General features: G+C 62.9%; 32 protein-coding genes. 18 read left to right on the top strand and 14 right to left on the bottom strand.

Annotated elements, in window-relative coordinates:
- Window positions 1-110 precede the first annotated feature (110 nt).
- Window positions 111-428: a hypothetical protein gene (locus FOC67_RS13915; RefSeq protein WP_073672066.1), complete on the top strand. Its 318-nt coding sequence runs from the start codon at window positions 111-113 to the stop codon at window positions 426-428.
- On the opposite strand, the gene FOC67_RS13910 is transcribed toward FOC67_RS13915, so the two are convergent.
- Entirely contained in the window at window positions 394-897 is a 504-nt protein-coding gene (locus tag FOC67_RS13910) for a hypothetical protein (protein ID WP_009314047.1), read from the bottom strand. The genes FOC67_RS13915 and FOC67_RS13910 overlap by 35 nt on opposite strands.
- Window positions 894-2,984 carry a DNA cytosine methyltransferase gene (locus FOC67_RS13905; RefSeq protein ID WP_009314048.1) on the bottom strand — a complete coding sequence of 697 codons (2,091 nt, stop codon included), beginning with the start codon at window positions 2,982-2,984 and terminating at the stop codon, window positions 894-896. Before FOC67_RS13905 ends, FOC67_RS13910 begins: the two co-directional genes overlap by 4 nt.
- Window positions 2,985-3,419: 435 nt before the next feature.
- Here FOC67_RS13905 and FOC67_RS13900 point away from each other — a divergent pair, with 435 nt between their 5' ends.
- Complete coding sequence (locus FOC67_RS13900) at window positions 3,420-4,262, top strand: hypothetical protein (protein ID WP_009314050.1); 843 nt, start codon at window positions 3,420-3,422, stop codon at window positions 4,260-4,262.
- A 130-nt stretch (window positions 4,263-4,392) separates the two neighbouring features.
- Here FOC67_RS13900 and FOC67_RS13895 read toward each other — a convergent pair whose 3' ends face one another.
- The 9 genes from FOC67_RS13895 to csrA all read right to left on the bottom strand — a co-directional run bounded on the left by FOC67_RS13895 (window position 4,393) and on the right by csrA (window position 10,662).
- Window positions 4,393-6,138: an AAA family ATPase gene (locus tag FOC67_RS13895; RefSeq protein WP_009314051.1), complete on the bottom strand. Its 1,746-nt coding sequence runs from the start codon at window positions 6,136-6,138 to the stop codon at window positions 4,393-4,395.
- Window positions 6,139-6,141: 3 nt separating this feature from the next.
- Window positions 6,142-7,116: a DNA translocase FtsK gene (locus tag FOC67_RS13890; protein WP_009314052.1), complete on the bottom strand. Its 975-nt coding sequence runs from the start codon at window positions 7,114-7,116 to the stop codon at window positions 6,142-6,144.
- 12 nt (window positions 7,117-7,128) lie between these two features.
- Window positions 7,129-7,329 (bottom strand): hypothetical protein, encoded by a 201-nt coding sequence (locus FOC67_RS13885; protein WP_009314053.1) that lies wholly within the window; start codon window positions 7,327-7,329, stop codon window positions 7,129-7,131.
- A 6-nt stretch (window positions 7,330-7,335) separates the two neighbouring features.
- A complete protein-coding gene (gene recT, locus FOC67_RS13880) occupies window positions 7,336-8,226 on the bottom strand; it encodes a recombination protein RecT (RefSeq protein WP_009314054.1) in 891 nt (296 codons plus the stop codon).
- A 12-nt stretch (window positions 8,227-8,238) separates the two neighbouring features.
- The gene (locus tag FOC67_RS13875) at window positions 8,239-9,147 is read right to left on the bottom strand and encodes a YqaJ viral recombinase family protein (RefSeq protein WP_009314055.1); all 909 of its coding nucleotides are present in this window, start codon (window positions 9,145-9,147) and stop codon (window positions 8,239-8,241) included.
- 10 nt (window positions 9,148-9,157) lie between these two features.
- Window positions 9,158-9,367, bottom strand: coding sequence for a hypothetical protein (locus FOC67_RS13870; RefSeq protein WP_009314056.1), 210 nt, complete (start codon window positions 9,365-9,367; stop codon window positions 9,158-9,160).
- Window positions 9,364-9,585 carry a hypothetical protein gene (locus FOC67_RS13865; protein ID WP_009314057.1) on the bottom strand — a complete coding sequence of 74 codons (222 nt, stop codon included), beginning with the start codon at window positions 9,583-9,585 and terminating at the stop codon, window positions 9,364-9,366. Before FOC67_RS13865 ends, FOC67_RS13870 begins: the two co-directional genes overlap by 4 nt.
- Entirely contained in the window at window positions 9,569-9,715 is a 147-nt protein-coding gene (locus tag FOC67_RS13860) for a hypothetical protein (RefSeq protein ID WP_009314058.1), read from the bottom strand. The genes FOC67_RS13865 and FOC67_RS13860 overlap by 17 nt, the downstream gene beginning before the upstream one ends.
- A gap of 575 nt (window positions 9,716-10,290) precedes the next feature.
- Window positions 10,291-10,662 (bottom strand): carbon storage regulator CsrA, encoded by a 372-nt coding sequence (gene csrA, locus FOC67_RS29840; RefSeq protein ID WP_003099041.1) that lies wholly within the window; start codon window positions 10,660-10,662, stop codon window positions 10,291-10,293.
- Window positions 10,663-10,838: 176 nt separating this feature from the next.
- Here csrA and FOC67_RS13850 point away from each other — a divergent pair, with 176 nt between their 5' ends.
- On the top strand, window positions 10,839-11,477 hold the full coding sequence (locus FOC67_RS13850; protein ID WP_009314059.1) for a hypothetical protein: 639 nt from the start codon (window positions 10,839-10,841) through the stop codon (window positions 11,475-11,477).
- A gap of 102 nt (window positions 11,478-11,579) precedes the next feature.
- Here FOC67_RS13850 and FOC67_RS13845 read toward each other — a convergent pair whose 3' ends face one another.
- Window positions 11,580-11,792 (bottom strand): hypothetical protein, encoded by a 213-nt coding sequence (locus FOC67_RS13845; protein WP_009314060.1) that lies wholly within the window; start codon window positions 11,790-11,792, stop codon window positions 11,580-11,582.
- A 99-nt stretch (window positions 11,793-11,891) separates the two neighbouring features.
- Between FOC67_RS13845 and FOC67_RS13840 the strand changes: the two genes are divergently transcribed.
- Entirely contained in the window at window positions 11,892-12,203 is a 312-nt protein-coding gene (locus FOC67_RS13840) for a hypothetical protein (RefSeq protein ID WP_124074828.1), read from the top strand.
- Window positions 12,204-12,896: 693 nt separating this feature from the next.
- Here FOC67_RS13840 and FOC67_RS13835 read toward each other — a convergent pair.
- A complete protein-coding gene (locus tag FOC67_RS13835; RefSeq protein WP_009314061.1) occupies window positions 12,897-13,496 on the bottom strand; it encodes a hypothetical protein in 600 nt (199 codons plus the stop codon).
- Between the two features lie 23 nt (window positions 13,497-13,519).
- Window positions 13,520-14,206, bottom strand: coding sequence for a LexA family transcriptional regulator (locus tag FOC67_RS13830; protein WP_049877187.1), 687 nt, complete (start codon window positions 14,204-14,206; stop codon window positions 13,520-13,522).
- 107 nt (window positions 14,207-14,313) lie between these two features.
- On the opposite strand from FOC67_RS13830, the gene FOC67_RS13825 reads away from it, so the two are divergent.
- From FOC67_RS13825 to FOC67_RS13760, 14 genes are all read left to right on the top strand, one after another.
- Window positions 14,314-14,544 carry a helix-turn-helix transcriptional regulator gene (locus tag FOC67_RS13825; protein WP_003116750.1) on the top strand — a complete coding sequence of 77 codons (231 nt, stop codon included), beginning with the start codon at window positions 14,314-14,316 and terminating at the stop codon, window positions 14,542-14,544.
- 39 nt (window positions 14,545-14,583) lie between these two features.
- The gene (locus tag FOC67_RS13820) at window positions 14,584-15,180 is read left to right on the top strand and encodes a hypothetical protein (protein ID WP_009314063.1); all 597 of its coding nucleotides are present in this window, start codon (window positions 14,584-14,586) and stop codon (window positions 15,178-15,180) included.
- A 3-nt stretch (window positions 15,181-15,183) separates the two neighbouring features.
- On the top strand, window positions 15,184-16,194 hold the full coding sequence (locus FOC67_RS13815; protein ID WP_031627571.1) for a hypothetical protein: 1,011 nt from the start codon (window positions 15,184-15,186) through the stop codon (window positions 16,192-16,194).
- The gene (locus FOC67_RS13810; protein WP_234306241.1) at window positions 16,136-16,735 is read left to right on the top strand and encodes a hypothetical protein; all 600 of its coding nucleotides are present in this window, start codon (window positions 16,136-16,138) and stop codon (window positions 16,733-16,735) included. Before FOC67_RS13815 ends, FOC67_RS13810 begins: the two co-directional genes overlap by 59 nt.
- Window positions 16,728-17,171: a RusA family crossover junction endodeoxyribonuclease gene (locus tag FOC67_RS13805; protein ID WP_031627573.1), complete on the top strand. Its 444-nt coding sequence runs from the start codon at window positions 16,728-16,730 to the stop codon at window positions 17,169-17,171. Before FOC67_RS13810 ends, FOC67_RS13805 begins: the two co-directional genes overlap by 8 nt.
- 28 nt (window positions 17,172-17,199) lie before the next feature.
- Window positions 17,200-18,069, top strand: a complete 870-nt coding sequence (locus tag FOC67_RS13800; RefSeq protein ID WP_009314066.1) for a hypothetical protein — start codon at window positions 17,200-17,202, stop codon at window positions 18,067-18,069.
- Between the two features lie 115 nt (window positions 18,070-18,184).
- Complete coding sequence (locus tag FOC67_RS13795) at window positions 18,185-18,508, top strand: hypothetical protein (RefSeq protein ID WP_009314067.1); 324 nt, start codon at window positions 18,185-18,187, stop codon at window positions 18,506-18,508.
- Between the two features lie 2 nt (window positions 18,509-18,510).
- Window positions 18,511-18,804: a hypothetical protein gene (locus tag FOC67_RS13790; protein ID WP_009314068.1), complete on the top strand. Its 294-nt coding sequence runs from the start codon at window positions 18,511-18,513 to the stop codon at window positions 18,802-18,804.
- Between the two features lie 62 nt (window positions 18,805-18,866).
- On the top strand, window positions 18,867-19,085 hold the full coding sequence (locus FOC67_RS13785; RefSeq protein ID WP_009314069.1) for a YodC family protein: 219 nt from the start codon (window positions 18,867-18,869) through the stop codon (window positions 19,083-19,085).
- A gap of 54 nt (window positions 19,086-19,139) precedes the next feature.
- Window positions 19,140-19,736, top strand: a complete 597-nt coding sequence (locus FOC67_RS13780; RefSeq protein ID WP_009314070.1) for a terminase small subunit — start codon at window positions 19,140-19,142, stop codon at window positions 19,734-19,736.
- On the top strand, window positions 19,723-21,009 hold the full coding sequence (locus tag FOC67_RS13775; RefSeq protein ID WP_009314071.1) for a terminase large subunit domain-containing protein: 1,287 nt from the start codon (window positions 19,723-19,725) through the stop codon (window positions 21,007-21,009). The genes FOC67_RS13780 and FOC67_RS13775 overlap by 14 nt, the downstream gene beginning before the upstream one ends.
- Window positions 21,009-22,817 carry an anti-CBASS protein Acb1 family protein gene (locus tag FOC67_RS13770; protein WP_009314072.1) on the top strand — a complete coding sequence of 603 codons (1,809 nt, stop codon included), beginning with the start codon at window positions 21,009-21,011 and terminating at the stop codon, window positions 22,815-22,817. The genes FOC67_RS13775 and FOC67_RS13770 overlap by 1 nt, the downstream gene beginning before the upstream one ends.
- A gap of 2 nt (window positions 22,818-22,819) precedes the next feature.
- Window positions 22,820-23,941 carry a DUF2213 domain-containing protein gene (locus FOC67_RS13765; protein ID WP_009314073.1) on the top strand — a complete coding sequence of 374 codons (1,122 nt, stop codon included), beginning with the start codon at window positions 22,820-22,822 and terminating at the stop codon, window positions 23,939-23,941.
- Entirely contained in the window at window positions 23,941-24,396 is a 456-nt protein-coding gene (locus FOC67_RS13760; protein ID WP_009314074.1) for a DUF2190 family protein, read from the top strand. Before FOC67_RS13765 ends, FOC67_RS13760 begins: the two co-directional genes overlap by 1 nt.
- Window positions 24,397-24,400 lie beyond the last annotated feature (4 nt).

The following is a 24,400-nucleotide window of genomic DNA, read 5'->3' as shown; positions in this document are numbered from 1 at the left end:
TCCCGCGGCTTTTCTGCGGACATAGGGAATACTTCTCGCCTGCTGGCGCTTTGCAGTTAACTGGGGTAGGTTCCGTTGGCCCGGCATGGGGCCGGATCAAGGAGAGAGAAGTGAAACGACCAATCGTCGACCATTCTTGGACCAAAATCGTCGAGACTGGAGGAATAGGCCTCGCAGCTGCCGAAAAGAAGTTGCAGGCGGTAACTGAATTGGCTCGCACAATCCGCGCAGCTGAGGGAAAGGATGCGGCAGATAATGTTTTGCATAACGGACTAATCGAGACAGCCCTACTTCGATGCAAGCAATTCCACGAGGGGCAATCTGCGCTCATTATTGATGATCTACACATCAATTACACGTACGCGACAGAGGCCATGAAGAAATCTGAGCAGATCATCGACAGAGAGTTGAGCTATCTAGACCTTTGATCAATTCAGGTATCTGTTCATCTAGATGCGGAGCAACTTGCTGGCGTGAGCGCTTCCAGGGATCCCGGCGCCCGGGCTTGGGCTGCTGGCGCGGGGTGATGAGTGCGTCGCGCAGGCTCATGCCGGCGGCGACGCGGCGGCGGACGGTCGTTGCGTGGACCGGGCTCTGGAAGTGCTCCACCAGCTCGGCGATCGTCCCGGTCACGCCGTCGACGGTGAAGCGTCGGCTCTCGCTCCAGCGTTCGTGGGCGCGCTCCAGTGCTGCGGCCTGCGCCGGCGTGAACCTGCCGCGCGACGCTTCGTACGCCAGGCGGTTGCCGAGCGTCGTGCCGTTCTTGGCCCACTCAATGGGCCCCATGGCTCCGATGATCAGGTCGAACTTCCAGCGGCCGAGGCCAAGTGCTTGCATCGTTGCGCGGCGGGAAAGCCCGCGCGCGGCGGACTCCCGGATGAACTGCTCAGTGTTCATGCTGCCACCTGCTGCGGACTCGGGCGTAGCCGCCGCTTCCATGGGTCGTTCGCCCGGGCGTATGCGGCCATCGTGTTCGGGCTCACGCTGTTGCCGCACATGTGGACCTGCTGGGACAGAGTGAACCGTTGCCCGTTGTGGCCCCGCTCGATGATGTAGCTGTCGGGGAAGCCCTGGGCGCGGTACAACTCACGCGGTTTGAGCATGCGCAGGCGGATGTCGACGATCACGTAGGGGCTGCCGCTGATCCACACGGTGACCAGGGCCAGCCGGTCCTTGGTGGTCACGGTGCTGACCGGCTCGTCCAGCGGACGGATGTTCTCGCCCATGCCGTGGTACTTCATTAGGAACGCCGCCACCCACACGGCGCCGTCCAACTGCTCGGGTGTGAGGCTGCCGGCGATCATTTCCGGCGTGACCAGCATGTGGTGACCGCCGGTTGCCACGGTAGGCGCCGGCTGGTCCGCCGGCGTGCTGCTGTGGCCGGTGGTATTCGTCACCAGCAGGGCGCTGACCAGGCCGTGGTGCTGCCCACCTGCGCTGACTGTGTGCAGCGGTTCGTCGGCGGCGCGCGCGTCGCAGTTACCGCGCAGGTGCAGCAAGTGAGCGGTGACCAACTGCTGCTGGCTGCCGCTGTTCGTGACCGTGCTCATCGGCGCGTCGGCCGGCCGGCTGAAGGTCGTGTTGTAGCCGCCGTTCATCTGGGCGAGGAAGGCGGTGGCCACTCCGCAGTCAGCTTTCGCGGTGATGGTGTACATCGGCTCGGAAACCGAACGCGGCTCGGTTTGGCCGGCGCGGCCGCCTACGCCGACCAGAACCGCGCTGGCCATGCCGAGGGCGTGCGCCGCGCCGGCCGGGCGCTTGCACTCGCCGCCGCTGGTGATCGTCGGCATCGGCTCGTCGATGGGGGAACCCGTGGCGTCGAACCTGAACTTCACCAGGTGGGCGGCAGCGACTGCGTGCTTGGTGCCGCCGGCGACCACGGTGCCGAGGGGTTCGTCCAGTTCAAGGACGCGCGGTGCCTGTCCGTCGCGCTCGCCGTAGCCAACTTGGATCAGCGTCGGGGTGGCAACGGAGAAAGCGCCACCCTTCGGCCAGGCCGTGACAGTGTTCAGCGGCTGGTCCACCGGATGCACGGCTTCGCGCGACCAGTTCGCGATCGGCACGATGAAGGGCTTGGCGCGCTGGAGCACTTCTTTCTCAATGCCCTTCGCGATGCGGCGCATGGTCGCTTCGGCCAGCGGCTTCTTCCGGTTGCGGATCGACTGGCCGAGGTCGCTCCAATCGATGCACTCTGCTGCCGTGCGGTACGGCAGCATCCCCTTGCTGGGCTTCGCGGCATGGGTCTTCTCCGCCGCCACTGGCGCGAAACCGCCGTCGGTGGCCACCAGGTACAGGCGCTGGCGGGTGGTCGGGTCGCCGTAGTCGCAGTTGCGCTCGACCCAGTAATCCACCTGATAACCGAACCCGCGCAGCGCGTGCAGGAACTGACGCCAGGTGCGGCCCTTGCGCTTCGGATCGGGCACAAGGAACTGCTCGTGCCGCGGCACCCGCTCGCCAGGCTGGGCAACGGTGCCGTCGAGACGCACGACACGGCCGGTCGCTTTGTCGCGCTTGGCGATCAGCGGGCCCCACTGCAGGATCTGCTTCACGTTCTCCAGGCTGATCACCCAGGGCCCGCGGCCGAGCTTCTGGAGCTTGCCGGCCCACTTGACAACAACCCAGGACAGGTCGCGGATCTCTTTCTTGCGCGGCTGGCCGCCGGCGGCCTGGCTGTGGTGTCGGCAGTCCGGTGAGGCGTGCAGCCAGCCCACGGTCTTGCCCTTCGTGCTCGCAATGGGGTCGATGCCCCAGACATCGGTCGGCAGATGCTCGGCGTGCGGGTGATTGGCCTCGTGCATGCTGATCGCCGCCGGGTTGTGGTTGATGGCCAGGTCGACCTTGCGGCCCAGGCCCATTTCCAGGCCGGTGCTGGCACCGCCGCCGCCGGCGAACAGGTCGACGATGATCGCGTCGTCGGTGTCGTCCAGGGCCAGGCCGTACTGGGTTTTGAAGTCGAGCAAGGAGGGCTTCTTGAGGGAAGTCATGCGGCGGGTTCCTTTTCGCGAACGTGACGATGCACTGCGCCATGCGTGATGGCGCAGTGATGTCGTTGGGGCTAGAGTTGGGTGACCCGGCATAGGGCCGGACCTGGGGGATCAATGAGCTACTTCAAAAACACTGAAGAGTCACTTCAAATACACGAGTACATGACCGAGGAAGGGCTGTGCTTCGGTTGCGGCAGGATGATCTATGGGGGAGTGGTCCGCTACGACGGTTACGCTGATTCGGAGACCGTGAAGGGGCTCTTCTTCCATCCGAGTTGTGCTGCGGTGGTAGGACAGCGACTTATCTGCGACGGATATCCAAACCGTCGCGAGGGCTGAAACTGCTGAGGCAGCCTACGTCCAATCCACCGCACCTGTGAAACGAGTGGATTGGCGCGAACTACTAATTCTATGTATTAAGACTTGGAGCTTCTGATGTTTGTCGAATTGCATTTCATGTGCCTGGCCTGCGGCGGTATTATGCATGAGGTGTTGGACTGTCCAGAGGCCTATGATGCTGCTAAAACTAACGAGGATAGTGAGACATCTATAACATCTCAGGTTGGGTGTGTGTGGTGTAAGGATGAACATGAGTTTATTGTAAAAAATTCATCTAGCGGGGTGTTGGTTGAAGCCTCTGAGCAGGCACGTGTTGAGTGGTTGGGTGATCCATATATGGGACATTCTGGCTACGAAGAAGAGCTAGCTTGGGCCATCGAATCTGATCCGAAGGAACCATATCGAATATTCTCCGAGCAAGTGCACAGCGTAGCTGGTCTGCTCGATGTAGATATGCCGGAGAATATAGAGTTCTCTTTGCATGTAATGTTGCATGGGCACTTAGTTGCAGCCGTAGAGGGCTATCTGGCAAATACTTTTGTCGGGTTGGTGACAGCTTCTGATAGTCTTACACGAAAAATGTATGAGACGGTTCCAGAGTTAAGGAATAAGAAATTTGACTGGAGAGAGGTTGTGGAGCAGGAGAATCCGGCAAAGCTTGCGATAGCATCATATTTGTCTGATCTGGTTTTTCATAATCTCTCTAAAGTCGGTCTGATGTTTAAATCGGTTCTTGGTTATGAGTTCTTAAATGTTGAGTGGCTTTATAGAGCGATTGAAGTAAGGCACGATTGCGTTCACAGGGCTGGTTTCACTAAGAAGGGGCAGAAAGTATCTGTGAATAGAATCAGTATCGATGATCTTCGATCGCAAGTAGTGGAGCTTGTTGAATCTGTAGAGGCGCATGCCAAGTTAGTCCGTGAGGGAAAACTGCTTTGAAAACGAACAGGCACTGGACGCCGCCCTGCCTGACGCGGGCGGCCCACGAGGCATGGTTGAATCGCCCACAGGGCGGCGTCCGGTGCGTGCTGGGAGAGAAAGCGCCCCGGGTGGGGCGCTGTATCGAGGGTCAGGCCGCAGCTTGTTGTTGCTGGTCGACGAGTTGCCCGGCATCGATCCAGACCGCCTGTAGCCAGCCCGGCGTCTTCGCCATCGGTTCCTTGAGCGTGCCGGCGACGATCAGCGTGTCGATCTCGCCGCCGGCGGCCAGGCTCTGGAACAGCTTCATCGCCTGCTGAGTGCGGGCAGGGACATCCAGTACGTCGAAGCGATCCAGCAGCGCCAGGCGCAGGCCGGAGATCGTCGCGATGGCCAGGGCGATGGTCGCGTCGCACCGCCAGCGTTCGGACTCGGACAGCAGGCCGTACAGTCGACCGCCGAACGTGACATCGATGTCGGCGCTGATCTGTACCGGCGACCAGCCGGCAATGCCGGATAGGCGCTGCAGCAGCTCGTTCACCGGCCCGATCGCGTCGGCCAGGATCTCCGCCGGGATGCCCGTGGGGGAAAGGGCATCGGCCAGGGCGCTCCAGGCGCAGACCTCGGCGTGGAAGCCGGCGGCCTGCTTGATGACGTCTTGGCGCTGCGCGGCGGCGTTGAACGCTTCCTGCAGCGACTGCACCTTGGCCTGCTGCCGGTCACGCGCCTGGCGCAGTTCATTGATCGCCTGTTCGCCGTTGGCGATCGCCTCGGCGCTGGGCGCCTGGGCGGTTTCGGCTTCCAGCGCGGCGGCCTGCGCGGCGGCGTCCTCGCTCTCCTTCAGGTCCCGCTGGCTGTTGGCGACGGCCCGCTGAGCGCTGGCAAGATAGCCGCGGTATTCCTCCAGGCGTTTCGCCGCCTCGGGATCGGCAACCTTCGCCGGCGGCTGGTGCGCGACCAACTGGCCGGCCTGCAGGTCCACGGCGCCCTGGCAATGAGGGCAGGTCATCGGCTGGTGGGCGGGCTCGCCGCTGGCGGCGGTCTCGGCTGCCATGACCTTCTCCGACCACTCGTCCTGATTGGCCTCGTCGGTGGCCAGCTTGTTGCGCCGACGGTCGGCCAGTGCTGCGGTTTCGCGGAGAGCGGCAATGCGGCTGGCCCGCGCCTGGGCGTCGGCGTGGGCGCGCTTGCTGGAGCCCAGGGTCTGCTGGGCCTCGTCCAGGTCCTGGGCGGTGGCTCGCAGCTCCGCGCGCGCCGACTCCAGTTCCTCCTCGCTGACGATGACCGGCGGCGCCTCCGGCTCCCACCCGTTCGCCTTGTCGCTGCCGTAGTTCTCGCCGGTGATTGCCTTCCAGGCGCCGCGCGCCTCGCTGGCGTAGTCCTTTGCCTGGCCGACCATGGCGGAGAACCCGGAACGGAGCAGGGGCTTCACCTTCTCGAACAGCGCCAGGTCGATGCCCTTGGCCTTCAGGCGCTTGCCGACCTCGGCCGGGCTGGCGCTGGCGTCGGTCAGGTCGAACAGCACTCGGCGGCGATCTTTTGCGTCCAGGGCGGCGAAGCGGCTGGCGTCGAGCACGAACGGTAGGAACGGCGAGTCGGCGAGCGGGGAGCCTTTGCCACTGGGCAGTGCGACCCCGCAGGCCTGCACCTCGTCGGCTTCGTCAAGCCACTCGACGCGGGCCTCGCCCTTCTTGGCGCCCTCGGTGATCAGCTTGTCGATCTCCTTCTTCAGCGAGACGCGGCGCGGCTGGCCGTTGAAGGCCATAGCCACGCCATCAAGCAAGCTGCTTTTACCGGCGCCGTTGTGGCCGGCCACAAGGAGCACCGGCGCAGAAACATCAAGGGCCGCATGACGCAGCCCTTGAAAATTGGTGATTTCGAGTTTCGTGATGCGCATGGCTCACTCCAGGTCGAGGGCGATATCCCCCGGCTTCTTGATGACGCGGTAGGTGTTCAACTCGCGGGATTCTTCGTTCTCCTGCTCGAGCACGATGACGCCCTGGTCCAGCAGTTGGAGAACGACGCGCTCGGCTTCCTCGGTGGTGAGAGCGAAGCGCGACTGCAGCCAGCCCGGGGTGATCTCGTCCTTGCGCAGAACCATGACGGTGATGTCGTCGATGGTGTGGCCGCCGTAGGTTGTGGCGCCGGGCTCGGTGGCGCTGCTCAGCAGGTCTTTTTCCGGTTCCGGCGGCGATTGCAGGATCACCTCGCGCTCGCCGTTGGAGTTCGGTGCCGATACAACGCCGGCGGCTTCCAATTCCTCGACGATGCGCGCGGCGCGGTTGTAGCCGATTTTCAGGTAGCGCTGGAGTCCGCTGATGCTGACCCTGCGTGTGTCGATGACATGGCTGACCGCTTCAATGTAAAGCGGGTCCTGCGCGCCAGTGCCATCTGCGTCGCCGCCATCTTCGAGGGCGAGAGAGTTCTGGTCCGGATCGGGCTGGATAGCATCCATGCCCTCCAGGTACTCAGCGGCGTCGGCCACCACCAGCATGCAGACCTTGCCGGTGCGGTCGATCAGGTCGTGGCGCAGCGGGTTGAACTGGCTGACCTTGAAGGTCGCCTTGATGCCTTCCTTGATCGCCACGGACTCCAGAATTCCGTCGATGGCCGGCCGCTCGCCAGCGGAGATCAGCTTGACCGCGTGTTTCACGGTGCGCTCTACGGTGCCGCGCATGCGCTCGATCACGGCGGCCTGGCGTTGCTCGGACATCTTCTGCCAAACATCCGGTAGGGCGCGTACCTCTTGTAACAGGGCCTGGAGAAGGTCTCGACCGAGAGATTCGGCGGCGATGGAGGTGATGTTGCTGGGCAGTTCTTCGGCGAGGTCGTCGACGAGTTCTTCAGCGATGGTTGCGGCGGCTTGGGCTGTCATTGGCTGCTGTTCCTACTGGTTGGCGATTCGTTCGAGGGTGGTGTGCTGGGACTCGCTGAGGAACATCCGCGGGCCGTAGCGCTGGAAGTTGGCGCGCAGGTCGGCGGTGAACTCTTCTTCCCAGGTGGTGGCGGCATTCAGCTCCGCTGCGCCGAGGAGGCTGTTGAACTCCTCGACACGATCGAACTGCTCTTCGATGGTTCGGCTGGGCATGGCCGGTTACTCGAGATTGAGCTCGTCGGTGCCGGTGTCCGGCTGCTGGCCCGGGGCGGGTTCGGTGATTTCGCCCGTCTCGGTGTTCACGCCGTCCGGGACCTGGTCCTGAGACTGGTCGTCAACAACGCTGTATTCGCCGGTGAGGATGGACGCGTTGTCCTGGTCCAATCCGGCGTCGGCGCGTTCGTCCAGGGTGACTGCGGTCTGCAACTCGATGCTGACCGGCAGGTACTTGAACAGCCGGCGGATGACGGTCTTCTTGGCCATCTCTTCGTAGTGGGTGACCCAAGGCCCGTTTCCGGATGCCTTGCTGGTGGCGCGTACTTTGTCGACGTCGGCCTTACTCATGACCTCGAATTGCACGCCGCCGTCCTTCAGCTTGGCGACCGCGTAGACGTGGGTCATGACGCCGCGTTCACCTTCTCCCGGAACGTGCTGGACGTCCTCGTCGAGGCCGTAGCGATAGCTGAACTGGTCGTTCTGGTGCACGGTGCGCGCGGTGAGCGAAACGATCTGGCCGGAGCGCCGGGCAAGGTCAATCATCCCGCGGTAGCCGATGATCAACTGGACGTTCGACAGGCCATCTTTCGCCTTGCCGTTGCCGAACGGCAGCAGGTAGGCATGGCCGAGAGCGTTACCCGGTTCCAGGCCGAGCTGCGCGCATTGCATCACGGCGCCGAGGAAACTCTCCTGATTGCACTTCGCCAGGGTCGGTACTTTGCGAATCTCGGTCAGCGCGATGCGCGCGAGTCGGTCGGCGGTCATGTGCTTCGGAAGCGCCAGGGCCATCTGGGCTTTGATCTTCGGGTCAGTCATCAGGTGGGCCAGCGTTTTCGGCTGGCCATTGTTGGCGACATTGCCGGTCGCGGCGGCTTTCAGGGCGGTTGCGGACATGCGGGGCTCCGGTTACTTGAGGCGGAAAACGCGGGATTCGCTGGTCTTCTTGAACTGCTCGAACAGCGCGGGGTGAGCTTCCTTGAAGGCGGATTGGTCGAAGCGGTTGGTGGTCTGGGACTTCCACGTCAGTACCGACTTGCCGTTGACCGTGAGTTGGGCGTGGTCCTGCATGAAGAGCTTGATGCGCTCCTCTGCGGACTCGATCTCGTACTCCAGGCTCTTGGCCTTGGCTTTCAGTTCGCGCAGGCGGTTGAACACCTCCACGACCTTGCCATCGGCCTCGATACTGGTTCCGGCGTCACGCTCGAACAGCCGGAGGATGTCGCTGACAGCGGTTGCTTCAGGCGGATCCAGGCGCTGGATGCGTCCCCAGAACTCGACCTCCTTCTCGCGAATCGCCGCGATGGTTTCGTCGTCCCGCTCGACGCAGTACACGCGGAAGTCGTCGCCGCCGATCAGCACGCCGAAGATGCAGACCTGGCGGCCGGTGACCATCAGGCCGTGCATGGCCTGGGCGGTGTAGTGGACTGGAATGGCATCGGTCTGAACCTCACCCCAGTCCTTTGCCTTGAACGGGCTGACCGTCTTGATCTCGATGTTTTCGCCGCTGGCGGCCTCGGCGTCGATCTCGGCGGCCATGAAGTCGTGCTGCTGGTCGCGGTAGCGGTTACCGCGGCCGACGATCTTCAGGCCGGTCTCTTCGGCCAGCAGGTCGATGACGTAGGGCTCCATCCGCTGGCCACGGGTGAAAATCTTCTGCTTCGCCGGGTCGACGGGACCGGTGCGCGGCTGGACCTTATCCAGGTACACGTCCAACGGAGTGCGCCAGGGGCTGATGCCGAGGATGCCGGCGACATCGCTGCCGCCGAGGTACTTGGTGCGGTCGAGCGCGCCGACCGATGCGAGAGCTGCAGTCATGGGGCTGGTCTCATTTCAGGGTGAGGGTGGTTGTCGCGTGAAGGCGGGAGCTACGCCGGAAGCGCAGAACGCAGAGGTCGCCGCATATGTCGGCGAAGAACGGGTTGTTGTAGCCGTGACGGTTGGCCAACTCGACGGCCTGGCGGATGCTCTTTCCGGCAAACTCTTCGATATCGTCGAGCTGGTCGTCGATGATCGAGCGAACGGGGCGGGTGGTCATAGGTCGATGCTCCTCAGTTCTTGCTGTCTCGCATCCGCCGCGGCGTCGAGCCGGCGGCGCATGTCGTCGTATTGCCGGGTGCCGATGGCGTCCAGCGTGTAGGCCATCTCGATCTGGCCGCGCCATACCAACTGGTCGTGGCGCGGGATCACCGACCGACGCATTGCGATGATCGCTTCCTCGATCACGCCCTCGGCGCGCTCATTCGCCCAGGCCATCGTCATCCTCCTGCTCTTCGTCGTCGGGCTCCGGGTCCGGCTGGTCCCAGAGCGGGTCGACGGCACGGTCGTAAGCGAGTTGCGCGTTGCTGAAAGCCGCGCGGTTGCGGCGCTCGCGGTATGTCCACATCGGGATGCTCTCCGTGGTTCACCTGCATTCGGCAGCACCCAGGCACACGGCAGTCGTGCCCGGTGGGGCGCCGTGGTGGGTGCTCTCGAATGGGGGTTGAAAAAAGCCCGGCCGGAGCCGGGCGAAGAGGGGGAACGCTGCATGCGCAGCGGGGAGTGATCTGGCCGGTCGCGACTCCGGCTCTGGCATCAGTGCGCTTCTCGGGTGTTTGCCGCTGCTGCGGTGACTGTGCTGATGCCCGGAACTTCATCGGCCATGGCCGCCCACGTGCGCGCTTGTTCCCGCGCTTCCCGCGTGTCTCCAGGGAGCTTTCGGCTCCCAGCTTCCACGCCGCAGATCACTCTCCGCTACGCCCTGGCCGAGCCAGGAGCAGGAAAGAGAAGGGCGCCGCCAAGCGCCCTGTCTCCACTTACATGCACCGCCTTATGTGAAAGCGGTTGGGTACAGGCTCGACCGCATGTTGGCGATCTGCCGTTGGGGCTGGGCTACATGGTGAGGTCCTCCGTTGTACGCGCCGTTGGACCGGCGGGCGCTCGCCGTGGGTTAAACGCCCGGCAATGGGCCAGGCGCCGAAGTCAGGAGATCGCCGTGCAGGCCCGCAACGCCACCGGCGCCGACTGGCCTTCGATCCAGATAACCGCCGCCCCGCCAAGCGACACGCTGGCCCGGCCGACGGTGCGGGTGCGCTGCGGTTCGGCCCCCCGATACGGCCGGTACTCGATCAGCGCTGGCGCCGGGTGCTCGCGGTTCCAGGCCTCGACCAGTTCCGCCGGCGGCACCGGTCGGACGTTGCCGATCTGCTGGTAGATCTCGGAGCGGTGGATGGCGACGTCGTCCGGGGCGGTGATGCCGAGGCGCACCTGGTCGCCTTGGCTGCCGAGGACCGTGACGGTGATGTTGTCGCCGATATGCAGGGTTTCGCCGGGGCGGCGGGTCAAGATCAACATGGCGTAACTCCGTTCGAGGGATTTCGAGAGCAACCGATCTATCTCGGTTCGCAGTGGTAGAGGGCGGTCGCCCGCATTGGTAACTGCAAGCGGGAGGGAGAAAGGGATTTATTTCAAATGAGAATTATGCTGCTGGTTTTTTGTTCTATGGGTAGTCTTGAATATGACTACACTGAATGCCTGAGTTGGTGCGTATATATAGTTGCGAACACAACAGGGAGGTTGTCGATATGGTGATTAGCTTCGAGCCGCTCGATGTTGAGGGTGTTGATTTTCGTGGGGTTGATGTTGTCGCTTATAAAGCAAGAAAAGGTCGTGGAAGGTCGGGGGATATTGGTTTGGGAAAATGCTTCGGCGCAATAAGGTTGCTTGACAATAACAATGCTCGAATTGGAAAAGACCATAAGGCTTCAAGCACCCCTGCTGGATCAGCGGGGCTCCACAGCGAGCGGGTTGCCTTGGAGCGGTGCGTTAGGGCCAACTGGGAGCCTCCGCTTACCAATATAATGATACTTGGCATGCAGAATTCTCCTGGTCCTATAGGAAGAGAACTCTATGCACGGGGAGTCCGAACAATTATATGCTTCACGGAACTCCCACCTTGTCCAGCCTGTTTGACGTGGTGGAAGGCGCTTGATAGTAAGTTTCACCCTGGTTCTATCAGATTGCAGTACTTCGGTTGGTTCGAAGACTACTATGGAGGCAAGACGCCAGAGGAAAGGATGGTCGATGACTCTGACGGAAATAATAGAAATGAGCATGCGATAGAGGCTTTCAAGTCCTATCGAGATTCGTTCGAGGCCCCTACCAGATAGTCCCCAATCGAACATTGGCAAAACAGAATCTGGGGGCGAACCCGCTTTCAGCATGGTCCCACTGCTCGTCTTTGTCGCCGGGGAAGTTGCTGCACGCCACGTTCAGGCCGGCTCGCAGTGGGATAAGGCAACGCAACCGGACACGCCGGCGAGCCAGACGACAGCGGTGTGTCCGCCGAGGATCTGGGCTTCAGTAGTGGTACGGGTGCGCTTCGGCGCCGCGCCGCGATGGAATCGGTAGTCGACCTCGGTGCCGACGGGGTATGCGGAATTCCAGGCAGCAACGGTCGCCGCCGGGTTGGCGTTTCGCTTCATTGGATGTCTCTCTTTGAGTGATGGGCTGGTGGTGCAGTTGCTGGTAGTGGCGATTCGCCCTTGCTAATCTCTGGTCGTCGAGATTTCGGGGCGTTTGCCATGGATGCGAAAAATCTTGCAGTTCTGATGCAACTGAAGAAGGCGATGGAGGAGGCGAATCCGCCAGCCATCCCTACACCGTTTGATTCGACGCCGGAAAAGCCTCAAAAAACGGGCTGGATCGTGAAGAACTGTCGGTTCTGCAAGACCACAAAGTTCCGTTATCGGGCCGAGTGGGTTAATCCTCCCGTGATGTGCGAGGGATGTCGAAACGAGCGCAAGACTCGCTACAAGCCTGGCAAGGGCGATACCCTCTATGCTGAAACGAAAGTCTTTCATGGTGGCGGCCCTGGCACGGGACGCCGAAAGTGAACGGTAAAAAGAAGGCTCAGAAGAAAAGGAGCCGCGCGCTTTCAACGAAAGAGAAGGTCGCCAGGCTTGAAAAGCAAATCGAAGAGCTTGAGGCAGCCCTTCCCGAAGCATCGTCAAGACGAGCAGGCAGTATCGAACGCCAACTTCGTCTTCTGGGGGAGCAACTTCGAATCCAGAAAATACACCTCGTGTCCAAGCTAGACAGTGTTCGCCACTACACTGTTTCTGGCTCCTACGGAACCGGTCGTCGTACGAATTTATGCTTTCCGCATGGCTCAGCGTTGAGCCATCTGGAGAGCATCCGGCCCGCGCAATGCGAGCCGGTATCTCTCTTCCTCTTGCACAGGCTGCGGTCGCTTACCCGCGAGGTTTTCACGATTGCCCGGGAAGCGTGCCTCGGTCGGCTATTCATCGCTACTGGCCCCAATCTCGCTTGAGTGGCCTGTGCCCGGCACGGAATGTTGTCCGCTGCCGCCTACCGTTGCGCGGTAGGTCCGCTGGCTATGCATCGGCCAGCTCGGCGTCCATCTGGTTTTTAAAGAGCGGTCGGCTCGGTGGCCTGGCCGGCGGTGTGTTGCTGGCGTGATCAAATAATCACGTAACGTGATTGATCTGTCAAACACGAAATGTGATTAATTTTTCGCAGCGCAAGAAAAAGCCCGCTCAAGGCGGGCACGGTTTAAATCGAGAGGGCTATCGGTTGAGTTTGCGGAGCAGCGCGTCCGGCCCACCGTGGTGTTCGATGAACTGGCCGAATGCATGGCCGCCGGCGCCGTAGAAGTTCGCGGAGCGATGCACCAAATTCGCTTTATCGGTATCGCTTAACGGGCACGCCATAATGCGGCGACAGAGCAGGAGGAAACGCAGATAGTCACCGCCGTCGGCGTCGATGGGGCCGATGTCCGAGGCCATCTGGCCGGCCGTATCGGGACGAGGCTTCGCCACCCAGGTTCCCTGCCACGGCTCCTCGGCGATCTGTGGGAGCAGGGGGTGCTCTCTGCGCTCGATCCGTCCGTGTTGCTGTAGCGCGTGCAGTGGTGTCCGTAGTTGTACTGTCGCTGAGAACCGGTAGCCGTAGATGACCTCGTCGGTGCCCAGAACTCCCCGGGCACGCTGGCGCGCGGCGAGTGCAATGAATGGCGACCAGGAATCGATGACGGCTCGTTTGGGGTGGGTCTGATCTAGAGCGACGAGCAATAGGTGATCGGGAAGGATATCCGGAGGAATTGACGCCTCTGGCGCGTCAATAACTTCGACTGCCAGCAGCAGGGCGAGAACGGAGTGGTCCTCCATTTGGAAGCTCCCATTCGCCGGCTTCAGAACACTGAGCGCGGCGGTCTGGAATCGATGACCCTTCCAATGATCTCGACGTTGTCGTCAACCTTCAGCGTTTCGAAGGTGGGATTTAGGGGTTGGAGGTAGGAGCTTCCTGCGTCGCGGACGTACTGCTTGAACGTCGTTTCCCAGCGACCGTCCTCGCCACGCAAGCGGGCAACATAGAACTTCCCACTGATCACGTCGAAGCCTTCAGGCTGGACCAGAATGCGATGCCCTGGCGGGAACGACACCGGAGCAAGGCCGGTTGGGTCGAACATCGATCGGCCTTTGACCTCAAGCCAATACCCATTGGTCCCTGCGTTCTCCTCGGACGACAGCCATTCCTCGGCGTCGCCAGGTAAGAAATTGTCGCACGACTCCATCCATCCTCCAGCTGCAACCCAACTGATGAGCGGGTAGGCCTGCGGTCCCCGCGACGGCTGTAGCGGAGGCTCCACGTTCTGAAGGCTTCCAGAAATGGTCAATTCCGATCCAATCAGTTCAGCGACCGTTACGTCAAGCACCTGAGCTATTAGCTCCAGGTCGTCCAAGGACGGTTCGCGCGTGTCCTTCTCGTAGTTACCGATCCGTGATTGCGAAGCCCAGCCACAAGCCTTCGCAAGCTTCGCCTGCGAAATGCCTTTGAGTGAGCGGTAGTGCGCTATGCGTGAGCCAAGTGTGTTCATGCCGTCGATTCTAATCACGGCCTGCAATAAATCCCTTTCACTAATTGTGTTTGCTATCATCACAATGCGTGTTTATCCTGTTGGCGTGACTCGATAGGAGCCAGTCAATGAATCGAATCCGTGAACTCCGCGAGGGCGCGAACGTAAAGCAGGCCGATCTCTATCGCCAGTTGAAGTGGAAACAATCCCGCTTGGCGAACTATGAGCGCGGTGCGCGCACCCCCGGGCTAGACGAGGCAAGGCGCATTGTCCATGCACTGAACGCCTTGGGTGTGGCGTGCTCGATGGCGGATGTTTTCCCAGAGCCTGAAACCGGCGCCGAGCGCCTGGCCAGTTGATCGCCCTGAGCCGAACCATCGTCGCCCAGGAGGGCCACCATGCATACGTCGAATCCTCGACACGAAACCCGCGATGCCGTGTTGATCGCCATCGCTGAGGACATGATCGCCCGGACCAGCATGTCGCAGGACGGGTTCGCCGAACGCTTGAACATCGAACTGAACCTGCGGGCGCCGGAACGCTGCCGGGCCAAGGATTACCCGGACCTGAAGGCCCTGGAAGGGGCGGCCACCAGTCACGTCGACTACGCCCGGATCTACAAGAACTGGAGCAAGCGGGTGGAACGCTGGCTCGACGGCGACGTCGAGATCCCAGCCTGGATTGAAGAGTCCTGGGTACAGGCACTGGAGCAACCCTGGCGCGAACGCGCACTGCTGGAGTTGTCCGGCCGATACGGGCTGCTCCCGGTGCGCCCGGTCGTGGCCGAGGGCATGGACGCCATGAAGGTGTTCGGCGCGCTGATGCGTCGCCTCGGTGATGTCGCCGGCGTCGGCACCAGGGTCTTCGACGACATGGTCCTCGATGCGCGGGATGGCCAGTTCCTTCCGGACCTGATCAACGCCCTGGACTCCACTGCGGCGAAATGCACCACGCTCAGCCGCATGGCCAAGTCGGTTCTGGCGGGCGAAGGGTGATCCGTGCCGTCCTTCCAGATCAACGACGAGGAGCGGGAGGCGCTCCGCGGCCTGCCCATGCTTGCCCGTGAGATCTACGTGTTCGCCCTGCGCCCGTTCATGGACTTCGCAACAGGCATCGTCGGCGAGCGGCGCGGCATTTCGTGGAAGTCGATCGCCGAGGAGCTCTACGTCGAGCCGCACCAGGGCATCAAGGGCGGCGAGCCTTCCGAAAAGGAGCTGCGGCGGGCGCTGGTCTGGCTGCAGAAGGTGGGCCTGGTGGGCCCCAACTTGGCCGAAAGGCGCCTGATTTTTGAGTTGCCGAAGGCTTCACGGGATCAATCCGTCCGAAAAAAAGTGGGCACTAAGTGGGCAGATGAAGCGGGCAGTTATGTGGGAGGGTCGGAACCCAGTAACTACGCGGCTTTCCCGGAAAAAGAGGGCAGATATGTGGGTGGGGGTGAAAGTGAAAAAGTGGGCACACCTCCGGTATCCGGTAATAACCGTACCGTACCTAACGCGTGCGTGCGCGAATGCCCAGCCGATCCGGCCACTGCGGGACAGTGGTGCCAGTTCTTCATCCGAGAGCGCGGATTCCAGATCCACGCGGTGCAGACCGCCAGGACCATGCCGCTGTTCGCCTCTTGGGTCGAGCGCGGTGTCACCGCGGAGCAGATGCTCGCGGCAATGGAGATCGCCGAAGCCAAGCTCGGCGCCCCGCCTGACTCCCCTCTGTACTACCGAAATTTTCTCGATGAACTCTTGCTGGAGCGCCACCGGATGGCAACAGCACCGCATGCGGAGCACCGCCATGAGCAAACCGATGGACGAAATGCCGAAGGCCAAGCCGGCCATCGTGCCGCAAAGCGCGGCCTCTCACATCGACAGGGCCCTCGCTCAGCCGTCGACCGCGTCAATGCCATCGTCGCAGCCAACGAGGCTGCCCGACAGGCTGCTGGAACGGCTCTGGGTGAAGATGACCGAGATGTACGGGCACCGCTGGACGTCGAGTTTTGGCGACAACCCGAACCCTGACGGTGCCTGGGCTACCGTGCTCCAGGGGCTGACCGGCCAGCAACTGGCCCACGGACTCAACATGCTGACGTTCATGGGCAGCCGGTTCGATTGGCCGCCGGCGGCGCCGACATTCCGGGAACTCTGCTTGAGCGTGCAGCCGGAGTCGCTCGGTCTGCCGGACCACGACACCGCGTTCCACCAAGCTCTGGCGTGCCGCTACCGCCACCATGTGGTCAAGGCCGCCGCCGAGGCCACCGGCGTTTTCGATCTGCGCACCGGCGAGGTGAACGACGATCGCCTCCGCAAGCGCTTCGGGTTCCACTACGCAGAGATGGTCCGGCGGTGGGCAAACAACATCCCGCTGAGCCAGCCCGTCATCCACGCGATTGAGCATGACACCGGGAAGAGCCTGCTGGACCTGGCCGAGGATGAAGCCGAGCAGCAGCTCCGCCGGCGGATGCAGGCCCAGGGACTGGACGGGCTCAGTGGCGCCCAGGCGCGGGAACTGCTGCTGGCAAAGATGCGCCGGAAAGCGCCGGAGGTGCGCCGTGATTCATGACTTCCGCCCGGTGATGTTCACCGTACCCGGCGAGCCGGTGGGGAAGGGGAGGCCGCGCATCGGTCGCGTCGGCGCCCATGCCAGGATGTTCACGCCGGCGAAGACCGTGGCGTACGAAGGCCTGGTTGCCATGGCCGCACAGCAGGCAATGGCGGGGCGCCCGCTGATAACCCGGCCTTGCCTCATCGAGATATGGATGTACCACCAAGTGCCAGCCTCATGGTCGAAACGCAAGCGTGCCCAGGCTCTGGCCGGCGAGATCGCCGCCATGCGCAAACCGGATGCGGATAACTGCCTCAAGGCCATCTGCGATGCCTGCAACGGCGTCGTATGGCGTGACGATGTTCAGGCCACCCGCGGCATATTCCAGAAGCTCTGGAGCGAAACGCCAGGCGTTCGAGTGAAGATCGTCCCTCTCCTCGAGGGCGAGCAGTGACTACAGGAAACTACAGGGGAGAGTCGAAATGAGACTGATCAGCGCGCGCCAGGCTTGGCATGACGCCTTCTACGAGAGTCGGAGCTCAGTGCTGGCGGTGGCGGCCGACAAGGCCGCGCTGGGCAAGAAGGGGCGGGTGGCCAACGAGACGCACCCCGACCGCAAGGACACCAACGGGCGTAGCGCCCACATGCTGGCCGCCGGCCTGGTGCAGGCTGCCATCCGCTCGCTGCCGAAGCCGCTGCAGCACTTCGGCCACACGCTGTACTCGCCGCTGGCTACCGGCGACGATGTGGCGATTGCCCACGGCCTGGTGTGGATCGGCTCCGGGCTCGGCCAACTGACCCAGCGCCAGGGTGAGCGGGCCTACTGGATGGCGCTGGCGGCGATCAACTCGCACAAGCGGGCGGTGAATGGCCGCGACACGCTGCGCCCGGGCGAGGTCTGCCTCTTCATCGAGGAGCGCCTCGGCTGCCGGATCGACCCCGGCAACTGGGCGCGGGACTATGCCAGTACCTGGGAGCGCCTGGCGCGCCACATCGACCGGCTCGACGCCCAGGCGCTGAGGCCGGTCGCCGAGGTGGTGGCGAAGCAGAGCGGCCTGCGGAAGGGGTCGGGCTGGCGCTGGCATCAGGTTGACCGCGATACGGTGGCGGTGCAGCGCGCAGAGGCCTACGCCGAGCGCCGGGACCATCACCAGCAGCGCTTGGCCGAACGCCTGCGCGGGATGTCGGACCAGCAGTTGGCGCGGTGGGCGGCGAGGATGAAGCGGTACGGGGAGGCATACCGGGAGGAGTGGGGCGAGGACATCCTGGAGTGCCCCAGTGTCCATCAGCGCTACCACGACCGCGTGGCGGCCTACTGGGCCCAGCGGGAGCGCCTGAAACGGGTCGCTTGACGATTTGAAGAGCATTTGGGTATCGTTTTGCCATTGTGCAGAACTACACCCGCACGAATAAACACACCAAAACCCGGCCTCGCGCCGGGTTTTTTGTTTTCAGCCGGAGGACCAGATGGAACCCACGACCTCCATCGGTATTGGCGCGCTGTTTGCCAAGTACAGCGTGACCATCGCTGGGTTCTGGGGCTCTATCCTCTCGCTCGGCTTTCTGAAAGATCTCACCCGTTTCCAGGCCGCTCTGGCAGTCGGAACCGGGTTTGGCTGCTCCACCTACTGGACCCAGCCTGTCGCCGGCTGGCTCTCCCGAACCTACCTCATCCCCCTGGATGATGCCTTCCTCGCCGGCGTCGCGTTCACCATCGGTCTGCTGGCTATGAACGTGATCCCCGGCCTGAAAGCCTTTGCGGAGCGCTTCCTCACGCCCCGAGGTGCCTGACCATGATGAACTCGATCCTCATGGGATTGGACTCCCTGCTGTGCATTCTGGTGGTACTTGCCGCGCTAGACTTCCTGCGCTCCGTCCACCTGTTCGAGCGTCCGATCCTGAGCCTGTCGTTCTACCTGGTCGCCCTCGGAGCCTTCGGCTTGCTGGCCGAGCTGGCAAAAGGCTACTGGGTCAGCCCTTGGGCGGTGGTGATGCACCTCGGCATCGTTGGCTACGCCTGGACGCGTCGGAAGCAGATCTTCCACCAGGACTGGCGGCGGGATGGGGCGGAACGACGCAGGTGCTGAGTCATTGAAATAGTGGCAAGCGGCCCTATATCGTCATTTCCAACCAGCAAAGGAGATATGCAATGTCGGAGTTAGTTAAGGGCGACGAGGTTCAACTGAAGAGCGGTGGGCCGAAGATGGTTATCTCGGAACTTGGAGACTTCAGTCCCATGGGCCCCAGGGAAGGCGCACGATGCGTTTGGTTCGACAAGTCCAAGAAGATGGAGGACGTGTTCGATATCGCTGTCCTCAAGAAATATTCTGATCCCGGAATCGGCACCGTTTCTGTGCGTAGAGGCTAAACAATAGCCGCCAAGCCCCGCCTAGTGCGGGGCTTTTCGTTTGTGAGGTAAATCATGGCGCTGACCAAGAAACAGCGCCTGTTCGTCGACGAGTACCTGATAGACCTCAACGCGACGCAGGCCGCGATTCGGGCCGGCTACAGCACCCGGCGCGCGACGGAGATCGGCTATCAACTGCTCCAGCGGCCGGAGGTTGCCCAGGCCATCCAGGCCGCCATGGCCGAGCGCTCGAAGCGCACCGAGATCGAGGCCGACTATGTGATCCGGCGGCTCCGCGAGATCGACGAGATGGACGTGCTCGACATCCTCGAGGACGACGGTTCGTTCCGGTCGATCCGCGACTGGCCCCGGGCCTGGCGCCAGTTCCTGTCCGGCATCGAGATCGCCGAGCTGTTCGAGGGCCGCGGTGACGACCGCCGCATCGCCGGCGTGCTCCGCAAGGTCAAGTGGCCGGACAAGCTCCGCAACCTGGAGCTGCTGAGCCGGCATGTCGGCACCGAGTCTGCCGCGCTGGACTTAGAGCTCAAGCGCCTGGATGTGGCGAAGAAGCGCGCCGAGCTAAAGCTGCTGGAGAACCCTGAGGACGAAGCGCCGCCGACCAGCGTCGCGGTGACCATCATCGACGCGAGGGTCCGCGATGCCGACGCTTAACGTGCCGCAGGCGAAGTTCCTGGCGCTGCCACACAAGTTCTGCGGCTTCGTGGCGGGGTTCGGCTCCGGCAAGACCTGGGTGGGCTGCTCGGGCCTCGCCCAGCACGCCTGGGAGTGGCCGCGCATCAACGCCGGCTACTTCGCCCCGACCTACGCCCAGATCCGCGACATCTTCTATCCAACCATGGAGGAGGTGGCTTTCGACTGGGGGCTGCGGACCAAGATCAACCAGGCGAACCACGAGGTTCACTTCTACAGCGGCAGCGCCTACCGCACGACGATCATCTGCCGCTCCATGGAGAAGCCCCAGACCATCGTCGGTTTCAAGGTCGGCCGCGCGCTGAGCGATGAGATCGACGTTCTACCAGCGCAGAAGGCCCAGCAGGCCTGGCGCAAGATCATCGCGCGGATGCGGTACAAGGTGGACGGCCTGCGCAACCGTGTCGACGTCACCACCACCCCGGAAGGCTTCAAGTTCGTCTTCCAGCAGTTCGTGAAGCAGTTGCGCGAGAAGCCGCACCTGCAGGACCTGTATGGACTGGTCCAGGCCAGCACCTACGACAACGAGGCGAACCTGCCGGACGACTACATCGATTCGCTGATGGAGTCGTACCCGCCGCAACTGATCGCGGCGTACCTGCGCGGCCAGTTCGTCAACCTGACGTCGGGCACCATCTACACCGCCTACGATCGCACTCTCAACGCCTCGCAGGAGACGGTTCAGCCAGGCGAGCCGATATTCGTGGGTATGGACTTCAACGTCGGCAAGATGGCCGCCGTTGTGCATGTGAAGCGATTGGGACTGCCGCACGCGGTCGACGAGATCGTCAACGGGTACGACACCCCGGACATGATCCGCCAGATCAAGGAGCGGTTCTGGCTGTACGCCGACGGCGAATATCGGCCGACCCGCCAGATCAGGATCTACCCCGACGCCTCCGGCGACTCTCGCAAGTCCGTCCGGGCCAGCGAGACCGATATCGCGCTGCTCAAGCAGGCCGGCTTCGTCGTCTCGGCGCCCACCGCCAACCCGCCGGTCAAGGACCGGATCAACTCCATGAACGCCATGTTCTGCAACGCCAAGGGCGAGCGGCGGTATCGGGTCAACCCCGACCGGTGCCCGACCTATGCCGACGCCCTGGAACAGCAGGTGTGGGGCACAAACGGCGAGCCGGACAAGTCGTCCGACATCGATCACCCGAATGATGCGGGTGGCTATTTCATCCACAAGGAATACCCGATCACGAAGTATTCCCTCGCAGGTGTTTCCTAATGGGCGTAAGGCGCTTCCTCACTGACAAGCTGGTCAACTTCGTGGCCAACTTGGGCACGGAGCGAGACAAGGCCGCCGGCAGCTTCTACGCGCCGGTCGTGCTCACCGATGAGCAGTTGCACAACGCGTATCGCGGCGCCTGGTTCCCGCGCAAGGTCGTCGATATCCCGGCGAAGGATGCGACCAGGCGTTGGCGGGCATGGCAAGCCAGCAAGGCGCAGATCGAGAAGATCGAGGCCGAGGAGAAGCGCCTTCAGGTCCAGGCCCGCACCATGGAGGCTCTAATCAAGGCGCGGCTCTGGGGCGGCGCAGCGATCTTCATCGGTACCGGCGAAACTGACACCAGCAAGCCTCTGGTACCCGAGCGCGTCCAGGCCGGCGGCATCAAGTATCTGACGGTGATGAGCCGGCGCGACCTGTCGGCAACCGAGCAGGATCGTGACGTCATGTCACCGAACTACGGCAAGCCCAAGGCCTACCGGCTCGGCGGCAGCGCGATCGAGATTCACCCGTCCCGGCTGGTGATCTTCACCGGCGCCGACATCCCTGACCAGGACCTGGCCAGCGGCAATCAGTTCGGCTGGGGAGACTCGGTCCTGCAGGCCGTGTTCGAGGCCATCCAACAGATCGACAGCACCATGGCCAACGTGGCCAGCCTCATCTTCGAAGCGAAGGTCGACGTGATCCGTATCCCTGACTTCATGCAGGGGATGCAGGACCCGAAGTACGAGAAGCTGGTGCTGGAGCGCATGCGTCTGGCGGCCATGGCGAAGGGAATCAATGGCACCCTGATGCTGGACAAGGACGAGGAGTACGACAGCAAATCGGCGAACTTCGGCACGCTGCCGGACATCATGGACCGCTTCATGCAAGCGGGCTGCGGCGCTGCCGATATTCCGGCTACGCGCATGCTCAGCCAGTCACCCGCCGGCATGAACTCCACCGGCGAGGCGGACCTGCGCAACTACTACGACCGCATCCAGTCGAGCCAGGAACTGGACATCACGCCGGCCATGTCGGTACTGGACGAGTGCCTGGTGCGGTCCGCGCTGGGCAGCCGACCGCCGGAGATCCATTACGTTTGGAACAGCCTCTGGCAGACCACAGCGAAGGAGCGGGCGGACATCGGGAAGATCACCGCCGAGACTATCAAGACCATCGCCGAGACAAGGCTCTTCCCCGAGGACGCGCTCAGCAAGGCTGCCGAGACCCTGTTGGTCGAGAACAGCGTGATGCCGGGCTTGGAATCGGCGCTGGAGGAGTTCGGCTCCGAAGTACCCGAGGACGGGCAGGACGAGGAGGGTGGCAACGGATCGTCCAGCCAGGCGCTGAACGACGCGGCACCTCGCACGCTGTACGTCTCGCGCCGGGTGCTGAACGCCGGCGCGATCATTGACTGGGCGAAGGCCCAGGGCTTCGAGACCACGCTGCCAGCAGAGGACCTGCACGTCACCATCGCGTATAGCCGGACGCCGGTGAACTGGATGAAGGTCACCCAGGCCTGGACGGTCAAGCCGAACGGAAACCTGACCTGTTCCGCCGGCGGCCCGCGCCTGGTCGAGCAGTTCGGCAAAGGGGCTGTGGTTCTGCTGTTCAACTCCTCTGACCTGACCTGGCGGCACGTCGAAATTCGCGATGCCGGCGCCAGTTGGGACTGGCCGGACTACCAGCCCCACATCACCTTCACCTACCAGCCCGGCAGCGTCGACCTTGACCAGGTTGATCCGTACCGCGGCGTCATCGAGCTCGGCCCGGAGGTCTTCGAAGAGATCGACGAGGGCTGGGCGGATCGCCTCGACGAGGAATAACGATGCTTCTTCATGACTCCGTGTCGGTGTCCGGCGTTCGCCGGACCGCTGACGGCTACCTCGTGGCCGATGCCCGGGTAGCGCGCACTGGCATTCAGGAATACCTGGGTTCCGAGGTCGGCAAGCCCGACATGCCCATTGTCCGCGTGTACCGGCCGCCCGAATCGGTTTTCGCCGAGGACGCCATGCGCTCCTACGCCTACCGCCCCATGACCAACGGCCACCACGGCGAGGTCACCGCTGAGAACTGGAAGCAGCTCGCCATCGGCCAGACTGGCTCGGAGGTCCTGCGAGACGGCGACTTCGTGCGCGTGCCTCTGGTGTTGATGGATGCCGATGCGATCCGCGACTACGAGGCAGGAAAGCGCGAGCTATCCATGGGGCTCGAGGCAGAGGTCATTTTCGAGGATGGGGTGACCCCCACCGGCGAGACCTACGACGCCCGGCTTGGCCCGATGCGAATGAACCACCTCGCCCTGGTCGATCACGCCAGGGGCGGCGAGCAACTGCGCATCGGGGATTCGCGCACCCCCGATGCCAAGAAACCTGCGCAAACAACCCCCACAGGAGGCCATGACATGGCTGATGCACTCCGCAAACTCCTGGTCGATGGCCTCACGATCGAGACCACCGAGCAGGGCGCCCAGGTCGTCGAGAAGCTGCAGAAGCAACTCGGCGACGCCGGGGCGAACCTCAAGACCATCCAAGACGCCCACGCCACCGCGATGGCAGCGAAAGACGCCGAACTGGCGAAGAAGGACGCCGAAATCGATGGGCTGAAGGCCAAGGTACTGAGCGACGCCGACATCGACAAACTGGTGCGTGAGCGCGCCGACCTGATCGCCAGCGCGATGCTGATCGCTGACGGCGACTATGCCGGCAAGTCCGCCGCCGAGATCCGCAAGGCGGCTGTCGTGGCCAAGCTGGGCGACGCCGCCATCAAGGACAAGCCGGAGGCATACATCGCCGCCCGCTTCGACATCCTGCTCGAGGATGCCGCCAGTAACGACCCGGTGCGTGTCCACCTGAAACAGCAAGACAGCAAACCGTCGAACCCGGCTGACAACGGTCAGGCGGCCTACGAGGCGCGCGTCAACGGCGCCTGGAAAGGAGGTGACAAATAATGCCCGCCGTTCAAACCACCTACAGCGCGAACATCCGCCCCGGCCTGCCGGGCATGATCGTCGACGAAGTCCCGAAGACCCTGATCTCACGCACCGTCGAGGCCGCTGGCGGCCTGGCGTTCGGCATCCCGGTCATGCAGGGCACCGCCGACAAGGCCGGCCGTGCGCCGACTACTGGCGATACCGCCGCGAAGTTCGTCGGCATCAGCGTCCGCGACCGCTCCGTCAAGGCCGAGGCCAACCAGTACAGCCAGTACGAGTCGGCCCGCGTCATGACCGAGGGCGCCATCTGGGTAACCGCCGCCGTGCAGGTCGCCGCAGGCGATCCGGTCTACTTCGTGCCGGCCACCAGCGCCTGGACCAACGTCGCGACCGACAACGTGCAGGTCGCCGGAGCGCGCTTCGACACCAGCACCACTGGCACCAATCAACTCGCTCAAGTCCGCCTGGGCTAAGGAG

This window comes from Pseudomonas sp. FDAARGOS_761 (assembly GCF_013343155.1).
Taxonomy (GTDB): domain Bacteria; phylum Pseudomonadota; class Gammaproteobacteria; order Pseudomonadales; family Pseudomonadaceae; genus Pseudomonas; species Pseudomonas aeruginosa.
Note: the sequence above shows the minus strand (reverse complement) of the source record. Positions and strands in the feature narration are given on the sequence as shown.